Annotated in this window: 12 protein-coding genes; 7 read left to right on the forward strand and 5 right to left on the reverse strand. The window is 50.8% G+C overall.

Annotation, left to right across the window (positions count from 1 at the left end; genetic code table 11):
- Nucleotides 1-68 precede the first annotated feature (68 nt).
- From ugpA to QQL65_RS06755, 5 genes are read left to right on the forward strand one after another with little or no spacing between them, the layout of a single operon-like run.
- Nucleotides 69-950 carry a sn-glycerol-3-phosphate ABC transporter permease UgpA gene (ugpA, locus tag QQL65_RS06735; RefSeq protein ID WP_284362993.1) on the forward strand — a complete coding sequence of 294 codons (882 nt, stop codon included), beginning with the start codon at nt 69-71 and terminating at the stop codon, nt 948-950.
- Complete coding sequence (gene ugpE, locus QQL65_RS06740) at nt 950-1,801, forward strand: sn-glycerol-3-phosphate ABC transporter permease UgpE (RefSeq protein WP_284362995.1); 852 nt, start codon at nt 950-952, stop codon at nt 1,799-1,801. Before ugpA ends, ugpE begins: the two co-directional genes overlap by 1 nt.
- Nucleotides 1,802-1,810: 9 nt before the next feature.
- Nucleotides 1,811-2,866, forward strand: a complete 1,056-nt coding sequence (locus tag QQL65_RS06745; RefSeq protein ID WP_284362997.1) for a sn-glycerol-3-phosphate import ATP-binding protein UgpC — start codon at nt 1,811-1,813, stop codon at nt 2,864-2,866.
- Nucleotides 2,866-3,855: a glycerophosphodiester phosphodiesterase family protein gene (locus QQL65_RS06750; RefSeq protein WP_284362999.1), complete on the forward strand. Its 990-nt coding sequence runs from the start codon at nt 2,866-2,868 to the stop codon at nt 3,853-3,855. Before QQL65_RS06745 ends, QQL65_RS06750 begins: the two co-directional genes overlap by 1 nt.
- A 3-nt stretch (nt 3,856-3,858) precedes the next feature.
- Entirely contained in the window at nt 3,859-5,508 is a 1,650-nt protein-coding gene (locus tag QQL65_RS06755) for a Na/Pi cotransporter family protein (protein WP_284363001.1), read from the forward strand.
- 229 nt (nt 5,509-5,737) lie between these two features.
- Here QQL65_RS06755 and QQL65_RS06760 read toward each other — a convergent pair whose 3' ends face one another.
- The 4 genes from QQL65_RS06760 to QQL65_RS06775 all read right to left on the reverse strand — a co-directional run bounded on the left by QQL65_RS06760 (nt 5,738) and on the right by QQL65_RS06775 (nt 11,659).
- Nucleotides 5,738-8,530 carry a bifunctional aconitate hydratase 2/2-methylisocitrate dehydratase gene (locus QQL65_RS06760; RefSeq protein WP_284363004.1) on the reverse strand — a complete coding sequence of 931 codons (2,793 nt, stop codon included), beginning with the start codon at nt 8,528-8,530 and terminating at the stop codon, nt 5,738-5,740.
- Between the two features lie 167 nt (nt 8,531-8,697).
- The gene (locus QQL65_RS06765; protein ID WP_284363006.1) at nt 8,698-9,624 is read right to left on the reverse strand and encodes a dihydrodipicolinate synthase family protein; all 927 of its coding nucleotides are present in this window, start codon (nt 9,622-9,624) and stop codon (nt 8,698-8,700) included.
- Nucleotides 9,625-9,636: 12 nt separating this feature from the next.
- Nucleotides 9,637-11,001: a dihydroorotase gene (locus QQL65_RS06770; protein WP_284363009.1), complete on the reverse strand. Its 1,365-nt coding sequence runs from the start codon at nt 10,999-11,001 to the stop codon at nt 9,637-9,639.
- Entirely contained in the window at nt 10,994-11,659 is a 666-nt protein-coding gene (locus QQL65_RS06775) for an aspartate/glutamate racemase family protein (protein ID WP_284363012.1), read from the reverse strand. Before QQL65_RS06775 ends, QQL65_RS06770 begins: the two co-directional genes overlap by 8 nt.
- 125 nt (nt 11,660-11,784) lie before the next feature.
- On the opposite strand from QQL65_RS06775, the gene QQL65_RS06780 reads away from it, so the two are divergent.
- Nucleotides 11,785-12,468 (forward strand): GntR family transcriptional regulator, encoded by a 684-nt coding sequence (locus QQL65_RS06780; RefSeq protein ID WP_284363013.1) that lies wholly within the window; start codon nt 11,785-11,787, stop codon nt 12,466-12,468.
- A 216-nt stretch (nt 12,469-12,684) separates the two neighbouring features.
- Nucleotides 12,685-13,038 (forward strand): hypothetical protein, encoded by a 354-nt coding sequence (locus QQL65_RS06785; RefSeq protein WP_284363016.1) that lies wholly within the window; start codon nt 12,685-12,687, stop codon nt 13,036-13,038.
- A 54-nt stretch (nt 13,039-13,092) separates the two neighbouring features.
- On the opposite strand, the gene QQL65_RS06790 is transcribed toward QQL65_RS06785, so the two are convergent.
- Nucleotides 13,093-14,214, reverse strand: coding sequence for an acyltransferase family protein (locus QQL65_RS06790; RefSeq protein ID WP_284363021.1), 1,122 nt, complete (start codon nt 14,212-14,214; stop codon nt 13,093-13,095).
- Between the last annotated feature and the right edge of the window lie 58 nt (nt 14,215-14,272).

The following is a 14,272-nucleotide window of genomic DNA, read 5'->3' on the forward strand; positions in this document are numbered from 1 at the left end:
GTGGGCTCCGCCGGCCAAAGGTCGGCGGGTCCCCTTTGTTCATCAAGCTTTCTCACTGAGAGGCAAAAATGCTCAAGCGCGTCCATTTTAACTCCTCGCTATTGCCCTATCTTTTAGTGGCACCTCAGATCATCATCACGCTGGTGTTCTTCATCTGGCCTGCCAGCCAAGCGGTTTATCAGTCATTTCTGATTGAAGACGCATTTGGCCTTTCAACCGAATTCGTGTGGTTTGAAAATTTTGAATATCTGATGGGCGATGAGATCTATCTGGATAGCTTTGTGCGCACCCTATTTTTCTCAGCTGCTGTGGCATTTATCTCTATGTCATTTGCGCTGATCTTGGCAGGCTTTGCCGATCGTGTGGTGCGCGGCGCCACTGCCTATCGCACTCTTTTGATCTGGCCATATGCCGTTGCGCCAGTACTTGCTGGCGCATTGTGGGTGTTTATGTTCAACCCAACCCTTGGCATATTCCCCTACTTTTTGGGCTTCTTCGGATATGATTGGAACCACTATCTCAACGGCAACCAAGCCATGTTGTTGGTAATTCTGGCCGCCGCGTGGAAGCAAGTCGCCTACAATTTTCTGTTCTATCTTGCCGCCATGCAGGCCATTCCAAAATCAATTATTGAAGCCGGCGCAATTGATGGCGCACGACCAATCCGGCGCTTCTGGACCTTGATCTTCCCATTGGTGTCGCCAACCACATTCTTCTTGCTGGTCATCAATGCGGTTTATGCCTTCTTTGATACGTTCGGCATCATCCACGCGGTCACCCAGGGCGGCCCGGCCAACTCCACAACCATCCTTGTCTATAAGGTGTTTAACGATGGATTTGTTGGCCTTGATCTTGGTGGCAGTGCTGCACAATCGGTCATTTTGATGCTGTTGGTGATCGTGATGACCTTCATTCAATTCCGTTATGTTGAGAACAAGGTAGAATATTGATGGTTGAAAATCGCCCGATTTTGAATGTTGTCACGCACCTTGTTTTGATCTTGGGTGTAGCCATTGTTGCGCTCCCGATCTGGATCACCTTTGTGGCGGCAACTCATGAAGAAACCCGCATGTTGCAAGCGCCTTTGCCCTTGCTGCCCGGTGGCTACTTCTTTGAAAATTTCACAAAGACATTCTTTGGCTCTGGCCTATCTGGCAGCGAATCCGCGCCGGTGTGGCGCATGTTATTGAACTCGATGTTCATGGCGCTGATGATTGCCATTGGCAAAATTGCCATTTCGCTAATCTCGGCCTTTGCCATTGTCTATTTCAAATTCCCCTTCCGCATGGGCTTTTTCTGGATGATTTTCATCACCCTCATGTTGCCCGTAGAAGTTCGGATATTACCAACATTTGAAGTGGTGGCCGACCTTGGCTTGCTCAATAGCTATTGGGGTCTTTCAATTCCCCTAATCGCATCGGCAACCGCCACCTTCATGTTCCGTCAGGTGTTTTTGACCATCCCAGATGAGATGCTAGAGAGCGCGCGGATTGATGGGGCAAAGCCCTTACAATTTTTCTGGGATATTCTGATCCCGCTCAGCCGCACCAACATCGCAGCCCTGTTTGTGATTTTGTTCATTTACGGCTGGAACCAATATTTGTGGCCCCTTTTGATCACCACAGACACCGATATGACCACCATTGTGATGAGCATTAAGCAAATGCTGGAAGCCGCAGAGCAATCACCGCAATGGAACATCATCATGATGACCGCACTATTGGCCATGCTGCCGCCTGTTTTTGTGGTGGTCGCAATGCAAAAGCTCTTCGTCAAGGGCCTTACCGAGACGGATAAGTAGGAAAAGACCATGGCATCTATTGTTCTAAAAGACCTTGTTAAAGACTACGGCAAAGTAGAAGTTTTGCACCATGTGGCTGGCCAGTTTGAAGATGGCGAATTCATCGTCATTGTGGGGCCTTCCGGTTGCGGCAAATCCACCCTTTTGCGCATGATTGCTGGACTGGAAACCGTTTCGGGTGGTGAGATCTATATTGGCGACAAGATGGTCAACAAGCTTGAACCGGCTGACCGCGACATCGCTATGGTTTTCCAAAATTATGCGCTTTATCCGCATATGAGCGTGCGCCAAAACATGGCTTATGGGCTTAAGCTGCGCAAACTGCCCAAGGAAGAAATCAACAAAAGGGTGGAAGAAGCGGCTGAGATCTTGGAGATCAAGGACTATCTTGATCGCAAGCCGCGCCAGCTTTCTGGCGGGCAACGCCAACGGGTTGCTATGGGCCGCGCCATTGTGCGCGATCCGCAAGTGTTTTTGTTCGATGAACCATTGTCGAACCTTGATGCGAAACTACGGGTGCAGATGCGGCTCGAAATTCGCAAACTGCAGCGCCGTTTGGGGGTCACCTCAATCTATGTGACCCACGACCAGGTGGAAGCCATGACTTTGGGCGACCGTTTGATGGTGCTTAATGGCGGCTATGTGGAACAATTCGGCACCCCGATTGAATTATATGACCGCCCTGCTTCAGTGTTCGTTGCTGGCTTTATTGGCAGCCCAGCGATGAATTTCATGAAGGCAAAAATAAACAGCGGCAAAATTAAATTGCCCAACGGCACAATTCTCAACTCAAACACCCAATTGTCAGCAGACATAACCCTTGGCATTCGCCCCGAGCATGTGGTCGCCGACGCAAAAGGCGCGTTAGAGTTGGAAGTTGAAATGTTTGAGCAGCTTGGCGCCAATACATTGGTGCATGGCAAACTCAAAGACAGTGACGAGCCATTTGTTGCCAGCATGCCCGGGCACGTATCTGAAGAGCCAGGTACGCTGATGAAATTCAGCATTGCCCCAGAAGCCCTACATATGTTTGACGCCAAAACTGGCAAGCGATTGGAACCATAATGTCCATTTCGCAACTTGACGCTTTTCGTGGCGGCGACAAATTGGTGCGCATTGTGGGTCATCGTGGCGCACGCGGCCTCATGCCAGAAAACACGCTGATCGGTTTTGAATGGACTTTGTCCATGGGCATCGAAGCACTAGAATTTGACGTGCTGCTCACCAAAGATGAAGTGCCTGTGATTGTGCACAATCATCACCTCACCGCGTCCACCACCCGTCAGCCAGATGGGCAGTGGCTGCCTGATTTAGAGCCAGCTATCGCGCAGCTAACGTACGAAGAGATTTGCGCCTATGATGTGGGCGGCATTGACAGCAATTCTGAATATGGGATGCGTTTCCCCGAGCAGATGTTCTTATCCAACATCAAAGTGCCGCGCTTGGCCGACCTCTTGCGGCTGATCACCCAGCCGCGTTTTTCACGCGCCGTGTTGATGCTGGAGATAAAATCGGACCCTCATGCGACAGATCCAAAACTGACCCGGACGCGAACGGTTGAAAAAGTGGTGCAAGATGTCCGCAATACCGGGCTTTCGCACCGCACAATCTTGCATAGTTTTGATTGGGAGATTCTTGCAGAATGTCAAAGAATCGCACCCGACATTCCAACATCTTTTCTCACCCAATTGCCGGAAAATGACGACCATGTGGGCGAGGATTCTTCATCCAATTTTGGCAAACATTTGCAAAATGCGGCGTCAATTCCAGACCTTGTTGCACAGGCTGGCGGTCAACTATGGTGCCCTTATATCAAGGACTTAGCGGCCAAAGACATAGAGCGCGCGCATCAGTTGGGCCTGTTGGTTATCACCTGGACGGCCAATGATATCAATGACATAGAAAACGCCATCGATCTTGGGGTCGACGGCATTGTCTCAGATTATCCCGGCCGCGTTCAACACGCACTGCTGAGCCGCGGCTATGCGTGGATGCCTAAACCGTTGGAAAACCAAGAAGAATTCCCACGATTCCCGGGCGCGGCGGCGCTATAGCCCATGGCCCTCATCGACTTTTTGATCTCCATTTTTGGCGCCACCATGCTGCTGCTGTTCGCAGTTCGCTTGGTACAAAACTCGATTGAGCGGATCAAGGGTCCCGAATTTCGCCGCTTGCTGACCCAAACCCGCAGCCCATATCGTGCTTCAATTGCTGGGTTTTTCCTCGCCATCCTGCTGCAAAGCTCCGCCGCTGTCGCGGTGCTCACCTCCGGCTTTTCAATCGGTGGCGCACTCAGCGCAGCAACGGGTTTAGCGATCATTTTGGGCGCAGATTTAGGCTCAGCCTTTGTGGTGCAAATGCTATCACTCGACTTGCATTGGCTGGCCCCAATTCTTTTGGGCGTTGGTGGCTGGCTCTACCTCAAATTCAACACCCGCAACATCCGCCAATTCGGCCGCATCCTGTTGGGCATCGCCCTAATAATCGTCGCCCTAGGCATGTTGCGTGCCACCATTGAGCCCTTGCAATCAAGCGAATTGCTGCCCGCGATCGAAGCGTTTTTAGCCGCTGACCCTGTGCTGGCTTTCTTTGTTGGCGCGGTACTGGCCTTCATCATGCATTCAAGCGTTGCCTCAATTTTGATGTTTGGCGTTGCGGTATCCGCTGGTGCGTTATCGCTTGAAGTTGGCGTGGTGCTGGTCCTCGGCGCCAATTTGGGCGGCGCATTGGTGCCTATGTGGATCACCCGTTCGATGCCGGTTGAAGCGCGCCATGCGGTCTATCTCAACGTGTTGTTGCGCGGCGTTACCGCAGCGCTATTTGCCACGCTCTACGCGAAATCGCTGCTCTGGTTCCTGCCAATTGCCCAACTGGGCATCATCGGCACCCATCTCGGGTTCAACCTATTATTGTTGCTCTATTTGCCGTTTGTGTCCTTATTCGCCAATCTCATGATCAAACTTTTGCCGGAAAAACCGCAAGCCGACAGCACCGAGAGATCAATGCTCGAACGCTCGCTATTGGACGAACAAGCCCTCAAGTCGCCGTCGCTTTCCCTAATCTCGCTGCGCCGCGAAGTGGTGCGCATTACCCAGCTCAACGAACAACTTTGCCGCGAAGTACTTGGTTGGTTCATTAGCGGTAGCCAACCCAATGCCACCCTGCTGCGCCACGACAGCCAGCTGGTTCACAATGCAGGCCAGGCGGTGCGCCAATTTGTAACCCGCATCCCCTCAAAGCAAATGAGCAAAACCGATTTCAAACGGATGCGCGATCTCGCGGACTATGCTTTGTCGCTGGAGGCCGCGGCTGACATTTTGGTGCAACGCCTGCTTGGCGTTATTGAAACATGCCAAAAAGAGAAGCTAAACTTTTCTGAAAGCGGGGCCAAGGAATTGCAAAGTGTTGCTGAGCAGCTTTTGCAAAACATGACTAAATCTTACGATCTGCTGGTCAATGAAGACACAGAATCTGCCCGCGAATTGTTCCGCGATAAGGATGAGTTGGGCGCGCTTGTTGGCCGCTCGCGCAAGCGGCATTTGATGCGGTTAAAGGATGGCTTGGAAACCAGCGTCGCCACCAGCGAATTGCACCTTGAATGCTTGTCTGCCCTTAAAGAACTAAACGCCCAAACCGTCTCCAACGCCTACCCGATCTTGAAACGCGAAGGCCAATTGCTGCAATCGCGCTTGATTTTGGAGGGGTGAGAATTTGGCGTTATTCAAAACCCAAAAAACCATATCAGACACTCTGGTAAAGTCATCACTTTGAGCGGCTAGGCTAAGAATGGGATGCAACCGCTCCGAAGAGCATGTTCTGGCAATGGCGATCAAGCAATAGTTAGATTTGGTGTCGCGCTAGTACGCTATCACACCACAAAAAAACAGGGAGGCCGAAGCCTCCCTGCATCAAATATCAAATCGATCTATACAGTGCCTAGAAGTGCACTGATTTGGTGTCGATTGGCTTCACCTTTGGTGGCGCGAACTTGGTGAGGTCGATGCCCTCAACCGCTGTTTTGTATTCATCAAGGCTTGGGGTGCGGCCAAGGATGGCGGAAAGCACCACAATTGGGGTTGAAGCGAGAAGGCTTTCGCCCTTTTTCTCTGCGCTATCTTCCACAACGCGGCCTTGGAACAGGCGGGTTGAGGTGGCCAACACAGTGTCGCCTTTTGCCGCTTTTTCCTGGTTACCCATGCAAAGGTTACAACCTGGGCGCTCTAGATACATGATGTTCTCATATTCGGTGCGCGCTTGGGCTTTTGGCTTCAGGTCGTCAAACTCAAAACCTGAATATTTTTGCAAAATATCCCAGTCGCCTTCTTCTTTGAGCTCATCAATGATGTTGTAAGTTGGCGCAGCCACAACAAGCGGTGCGTTAAACTCCACCTTGCCATTGGTTTTTTCAAGGTTGCGCAGCATTTGAGCAACGATTTTCATATCGCCCTTGTGCACCATGCATGAACCAACAAAGCCCAAATCCACTTTCTTTTCCGAACCATAATAGCTGATCGGGCGGATTGTATCGTGAGTGTAGCGCTTTGAAATTTCGATGTTGTTCACATCAGGGTCAGCAATCATTGGCTCAACAATTTGGTCGAGATCAACAACAACTTCTGCCGCATATTTCGCATTGTCGTCTGGGCGCAAGGCAGGCTTTTCGCCGGACTTGATTTCAGCGATACGCTTATCGGCAATAGCGATCAGGCTGTGAAGCGTTTTGGCTTCATTTTCCATGCCCTTATCGATCATCACTTGGATGCGGCTTTTTGCGATTTCCAAAGACTCAATCAATGTATCGTCTTGCGAGATACAGATCGAGGCTTTCGCCTTCATCTCAGCGGTCCAATCGGTAAAGGTGAAGGCTTGGTCAGCCAGCAAGGTGCCGATATGTACTTCGATGATGCGGCCTTGGAAAACGTTCTCGCCAAATTGCTCAAGCATTTGCAATTGGGTGGCATGCACAACATCACGGAAATCCATGTGGTCGGCCATTTTGCCTTTAAAGGTCACCTTCACAGATTCTGGAATTGGCATGGTTGCTTCACCAGTCGCCAAAGCAAGTGCCACGGTGCCGCTGTCCGCACCAAACGCCACGCCTTTAGACATACGGGTGTGGCTATCACCACCAATGATGATCGCCCAATCGTCCACCGTAATATCGTTAAGCACTTTGTGGATCACGTCGGTCATGGCGTGATACTCGCCCTTAGGGTCGCGAGCAGTGATCAAACCAAACTTGTTCATAAAGCTCATAAGCTTTGGAATGTTGGTTTGCGCTTTGACGTCCCAAACAGAAGCGGTGTGACAACCTGATTGGTATGCACCGTCAACAATCGGCGAAATGGTTGTTGCAGCCATCGCTTCAAGTTCTTGCGCAGTCATCAAACCTGTTGTGTCTTGCGAGCCAACAATGTTCACTTCAACCCGCACATCTGAACCTGCGTGCAAAGGTGTTTTGCTTTTCACGCCAACAGCATTTTTGTTGAAGATCTTTTCAACTGCTGTAAGGCCCTGGCCCTCGTGCGAGATTTCTTTGGCTGGCGCAAAAACAAGCGGTGCTTCAATGCCCAAAGTCGCCGCAGCGAATGTTTGCAGTTTTTTACCAAACACGATCGCGTAAGAACCAGCGGCCTTGATGAACTCAACCTTTTGCGCGGTCAAAGCTGAAGAAATGTCGGCATGCTCTTGCTCACCGTTTTCATCCATCAGCTTTTTCTTCTTGGTGTTGATGGTCAACACAGTGCCAGTTTCAACCGAGTACTTTTCTTCCAGGACCGCATCACCATTATTGTTGATGATCGGCTTGCCGTCTGGGCCTTTTTTCTTAACCCAGTTTTTCAAATCAATACCGATACCGCCGGTCACGCCAACAGTGGTCAAGAAGATCGGCGAAATGCCATTGGTGCCCGCAACGATTGGGGCAAAATTGACAAATGGCACATAGGGGCTGGCTTGCTTGCCTGTCCAAAGCGCGGCGTTGTTGATGCCAGACATGCGAGACGAACCAACGCCCATTGTGCCTTTTTCCGCGATCAACATTACGCGCTTATCAGGGTGCTGAAGCTTTAGCGCTTCAATCTCATCTTGTGCTTTCTTGGAAATAAAGCACTTGCCGTGCAATTCGCGGTCAGAGCGAGAGTGCGCTTGGTTGCCTGGTGAGAGCAAGTCGGTTGAAATATCGCCTTCGCCGGCGATGTAAGTGACGACTTTAATTTCTTCTTCAATGTCTGGAAGCTTGGTGAAGAACTCAGCGTTTGCGTAGCTTTCAAGAATATCTTTCGCGATGGCGTTGCCTGCTTCAAACGCTTCTTTCAAGCGGCTTGTGTCCGCATCGTAGAGGAACACTTGGGTTTTCAAAACCTCAGCAGCTTGCTCAGCAATCGCAGCATCGTCGCCCAATGCCAGATCAAGCAGCATTTCAATTGAAGGGCCACCCTTCATGTGCGAAAGCAATTCAAACGCAAATGTTGGGGTAATCTCTGCAACCTGTTCTTGGCCAAGAATGATTTCTTTGAGGAATTTCGCCTTTACACCCGCAGCGCTCGTGGTGCCCGGTAGCGTGTTGTAGATGAAGAATTTCAGGCTTTGTTCGCGGTGCTCATTGCCTGTGTCTTTGATTTGGCTAACAAGTTCTGCAACCAGTGCGCCATCATCAATTGGTTTGGGGTGCAATCCGTCAGCTTTTCGAGTTTCAATCTCGTTCAAATAATCCGTATATAAGCCCATGGTTTGCGACCTTCCTCATCTGATATTGCTTTGAATGTCGCCTCACATAGAGAATGCGAGAAGCCATCAAAAGCTTCCTGCGCGCATCAATATTTTAACCGCAATCGAGTTGCAAGAAAATTTGAGTGTTCTTTAGTCGCACGAACTAATTTCGCGAAATCGGTTCGCTAGCGGAGCGCGGAAAGCCGTTTTTCCAACCGATCCATCAATATATCGACTTCTTTAGCGGCAAGCGGCGAAAGATCAGCGCCCGGTTTCCTTTGCGCTGCATGGGCGATTACCCCGCGTTTGGCCAACACATATTTGCGCACCGCCAACCCAAGCGCAGGTTGTTGCTCATATCGCATCAGCGGCAGATAGGCATCGAACAGGTCACGTGCCTTATCCGTTTCGCCCCTATTTGAAAGTCGGCACACCTTAACCATCATTTCGGGGTAGGCAAAGCCGGTCATCGCACCATCGGCACCGCGCGCCATTTCTTCAGGCAGAAACACCCCGGCATTACCACACAAGATTGACACCCGACGTCGGCCCTTTTCTTCGGCTGCGCGCAGGTCCGATATTTTTTGCAGGCCCGGCCAATCTTCGTGTTTGAGCATCACGATATTGGCGTGGTTCTCAAAGATCGTGCCAAGGGTTGCAGATGAAATATGTACGCCGGTCGCCAGCGGAAAATCTTGCAACACGATCGGCACATCTTCATCCACGGTCTGCACCACATTGGCATAATAGGCGATAATCTGCTCGTTGGTGCGCAAGCTGCCCGGTGGGGCCACCATCACCCCTGCCGCGCCTTCATCCATCACCGCTTTGGTGAGTTCGCCAATAGCGGCCAATCCAGGCGCAGAAACACCAACCACAACGGGCTTGTCGCCGGCGCGTTTCAATATTTGCTTAGTGATCGACAGGGCTTCAGAATGGGTCAGTTTTGGCGCTTCGCCCATCATGCCCAAAATGGTCAAGCCGTCCGCGCCTTTTTCAAAGTAGAAATCCACCATCTTGTCAGTGCTTGCCAGATCGATTTCGCCGCTGGGCAAAAACGGCGTCGCAGCGATAACAAAAACGCCTTTGGATTGAGCTGAAATCATTTGCATATTGTCTTCCCCTTAGGCGTCAAACCAGTTGGTGTCTAATCGCTTCAAATATTTGCCCGCACCGGGCTTGGCGATAACTTGCTCGCCATCCCAAACCAGCTCGCCACCCAAATAAGTGGCGGTGACTTTGGCCGAGAACTCCACCCCATCAAATGGGCTCCAATTTAGATCGTCATGCGCTTTGGCAGCGTCCCAAACATGCGGCTCCAGAGACAGAATGGCAAAATCTGCATCGGCGCCCAATTGGATCGCGCCCTTTTGCGGCCAAAGGCCAAAGAACTTGGCTGGCCGCTCGCACAACATTTCTGCTGTGATCGAAGCCGCATCCAACCCGCGCTGTTCTGCGGCAGTGTAGAAGCTCGGCAATAGGGTCTCCAGCCCCGGAATACCCGCGCCCGCGTCAAAAATCGAAGGGGTGAGCTTATTATCAATCGGCCAGCTTGAATGGTCTGAACTGATAAACGCTACGCGGCCGCTCAAAATCTCGTCCCACAGCGTTTCAATTTCATTTGGGCGAATGGGTGGATTCACCTTCATCTTTGCGCCCAGCCGTTCGCCGTCTTTTTCAGGATCAAACCACAAATAGTGAACGCACAATTCGCCGGTGCTGCGAAAACCTGTCGCCGCATATTGATCAACCAATTGGAACCCGCGCCCCGTGGTCAAATGCACAATATGCGCATGGGCATTCGCCGCCGCCCCGAGTTCCAAAAACTGCGCGGTCGCTGCCATTTCTGCTGCAGGCGGGCGACTTTGCGAATGCGCAACAAGTCCGTTCTGCCCCGCCGCTTTGGCTTTTTGCATGAAGAACTCAACAATTTCTTGGTCTTCATTATGCACGCCCAATGGAATGTCAGTGGGCGCGAGCGCTTCAAATATCTGCAATATTTGCGCAGATGAAATGCGCGGAAAACGGGTTGGATTGCTCTCAAACGTTGAGATTTTAAACGCGACCACGCCACCGCCGATCAGCGCTTCAATTTCGCTATTGTCTTGCCCCGGCGCAACCGTTGCGTATAGCGCCATATCTGCATGGGAAACGCTTTCAATCGCTTGCACCTTTTCATCCAACCGCGCTTTGGTGTTCAAAGGATCTGGGTTGTCATATGGCATATCCACAAGCGTGGTCACGCCGCCCGCAATGGCCGAGCGTGTGGTGCTTTCAATACCGGGCAACCCGCCATAGCTACACGCATGGGTTTGGCCATCCACAATGCCGGGTAAAATCAAACCGTTTTCAACGGATCGAACCTCTTTGGCGTCAGGCGCTTCGCCTTCGCCAATCGCGGCGATCTTGCCCCCCGAAACGCCAATCCAGCAATCTTTGTGCAAACCATCTGGCAACACCGCATCGCCTTTAAGAACCAGATCAAGCATGTGCGTTGCCTCCATAACTAAGATCAAGCGCGTTGATCGCCCATTGTGCCCCGGCCTGCACCGGATCAATCACTGGCACGCCAAATTCCTTTTGTAATTGCGCTCGATAATTGCCAAGGCCCGCGCAGCCCAAAATCAAAATGTCAGCTTTGTCTTCAGCAATCAGCGCTTGCGCTGTGTGGCTGACTTTTTCAAACACGTCACGGCCCAAACTATCTTCAACGGTTAGGTTCATTGACCGATCGCCCGCCATCCGGCGTTCCAGTTTAAGCTCTTGCAAATAGCGCAAATGCCGCCCAATCGAGGATGGCCCCATCGACAAAATACCAAACCTTTGACCCAGCCCGAGGGCCGTTAAATATGCGCATTGGGCGATACCAAACACCGGTGCGCTCGTCTGCTGGCGCACCGCTTGAATGCCCGGGTCAGAAAAGCAGCCAATAACAATCGCATCGGCTTGTTCTTGCTCGACGGCTTCTAATATATGCGGCACCACGGCTTTTGCATCTTCATCCGTATTGATGCCCGGCGGTGATTTCGCCAATTCTATGCAGTGGATCTGATGGGTCGTTTTGTCTGCAATACCCTCAAGGCATTGCGCCATCGATTGGGTCATGACTTTGGAACTATTTGGGTTGATCACCAAAATTCTCGCCATGTTCCTTCCCCTCAAACCTGATGCATTGCGCAACCGTCTTTATAAAATATCACGTGATATATCACAAGAGATTTGTTAATGTGCTATTGAACGCATTACGCCCAAAAAGCTGACTTGGAATTTGCATGAACCAGACCGAAAAGCGCACCGCATCTTCGCTGACCGAGCAGGCCTATATTGCCTTGCGCGAAAAGGTGATCACGTGCGAGTTGCCCCCTGGTGCGGACGTAAAAGAAGCAGAGCTTGCCGCCATGCTTGAGATGAGCAAAACGCCGGTGCGCGAGGCCATGGGGCGTTTATGCCTTGAAGGGTTGATGCAAGCGTTCCCCCGGCGCGGCTATCGGGTCACCCCGGTCACCGTAAAAGACATGAACAATCTCTTTGAACTGCGCTCGATATTGGAGGGCGCGGCCGCAGGCCTTGCCGCCAAAAATACAACAGAAGAAAATCTCGATCAGCTTGAAGACTTAGCGCGCGCAAAATATCAAATTGGCGAAGGCGAAAGCACCAAGAGCTTTGTAGCCAGCAACCATCGGTTTCACATCGGCATCGCCAAAGCCTCGAACAATCCAAGGCTGATTTCGCTGATCGAGCGGCACTTGGAAGAGGGCACTAGATTTTTATATATGGGCACCCGCGCCCGCGACGTGAACTTTGAAACCAATTCCGATCATCAAGGTATTATTGCGGCGCTTCGCACGCGCGATGCCCAGGCTGCAACGTCCCTGATGCAACAGCACATTGAAAGCACCCGAACCGGGCTTCTCAACGCGCTGATCAACCAATCAGACACGCAGATTTCGTTTTAGTCTTTGCACTCTTGCGGGAACTTGCTGACAAGTGTTGGCAGGACAACAATTATCAGGCTAGAGTTGATGAATATTGGAGACCATTGGTCTCGCACCCTTACTTAAACAATAATCCAGAATACATATATTTTAGATCGAGGTTTTACGTTGAATAGAATAGCTGGACAGCTCGCCCAAATACTCAATCTTGGTCGCTCAAACAAATCAATTCACAAAGTGCAATCTGCAGCGGCATCAACCATCAATCTAGACGCCTATTATCCGCTGCAAGCGCCGCGTTACGGTGATCTTGCCGAAGGTAATATCGCTGTCGCAAGACAAGATTTTGAGATGTACGTTTCTCAGATTGACGAACGCATTGAAAAACTAAAAAGCTTCTGCGAATCCAATCACGTACGCTTTGGCAAATCGGACGAGGCACTAACAAGCATGTGCCAGTTCGTTTTTGACGAAATGTATCCATGTGAAGACGATCAAAATGCACTCGCCGGAATTTGGTTCGATCCCGTCTGGCTCCACCAATTTCTTCTTCAATTGTATAGATCGCATCCGACGCAAAATTTCGATTAGCGTTGCGAGAACGCCGCCGTTCGAAATGAAGTCTTCGGCTTTAGGCGATAACAATCATTCGGCCGGCGACGAGGCTGTCTGCTCGCGCGCGTTTAGCGGCTTCCATTTGCGTATTCTGCTAACAAGTTCACCTCGCTTGCGCATTGATGGTCGCTCAACCAAATAGAATGAGGCGATCGCAAGTAGTAGGATTATGGGCGATGCAATTAACATCAAAGTGGCCGCATCTAATTGCGGGAACAGGCTGATCATGACCTGTTTGACGGGGAAGCCATATATGTAGATGCCATATGAAAAATCGCCCCAACCATTGAACTTCCGAACCAGACCGTTTGGGACATACGCAAGCCAAAAGACTGCATAGCCCATGGCCAGAACTAGCGCCAGTTGATAAACACCAGTTTCACGCAGCAACACTGGCAGTAGAACAAGTGGCAGTCCAATGAGTAAGGTGACTGGGATTTTTTTGCGGTATACATAGGCAAAAGTGCCGAGCAAAAAACACAACCCGAAACGCATTATGTGATCAACCGCGCCAATGGTTTCTCGCAAATCGGTCCACATAGTAATCGCGATATATATTGCCAGAAATAGACCGAAAAACACACCGAAGCGCAGCCGTGTTGCGAGCAACCCGGCGGAACCCAACAAAGCCAGACCAACATAGGCCATTGCTTCCCATCGCAATGTCCAAAGTGAGCCATTTACCTCAAATGCCGACGGCGCATTTGCAAATAGTCCCGGCAATTCGCCATTATCAATGAGCATCGAACTGGTGAGAGGCACATATGTCCAAGTTGCCAGCTGTGAAAAATATCCAGCCGCACCCAATTCAGACATGAATGGACCTATGACAAAAGCCGTCACAATGGCCGTTACGAACAGTCCTGGTACGAGTCGCAAGAATCGGGCGACGAAGTATTCGATGAGGTCTTTCGAACGCTGCAAACTTTGCGCGATCAGAAATCCGCTGATGATGAAAAAGACATTTACGGATAGATGTCCTAGAGTATAGCCGGTCTCTTGCATCAACGGCTCAGTGGCCGTTTCGCCCGTTACCACCAATGTTGCGTGGCTCCAAACAACCGCGAAGGCAGCAAGAAATCGCAAAAGGTTCAGATTGTTGTCGCGACTGTCACTATAGCAGCCAAGATAACGTGGTCGTAAAAAGGTCAAGGTCTCTCCCCACTAGAAGGCGTACTAGAAGTTGATAGAGTGGCCAATTCATCGGTTT

This window comes from Maritalea porphyrae (assembly GCF_030159895.1).
Lineage (GTDB): Bacteria > Pseudomonadota > Alphaproteobacteria > Rhizobiales > Devosiaceae > Maritalea > Maritalea porphyrae.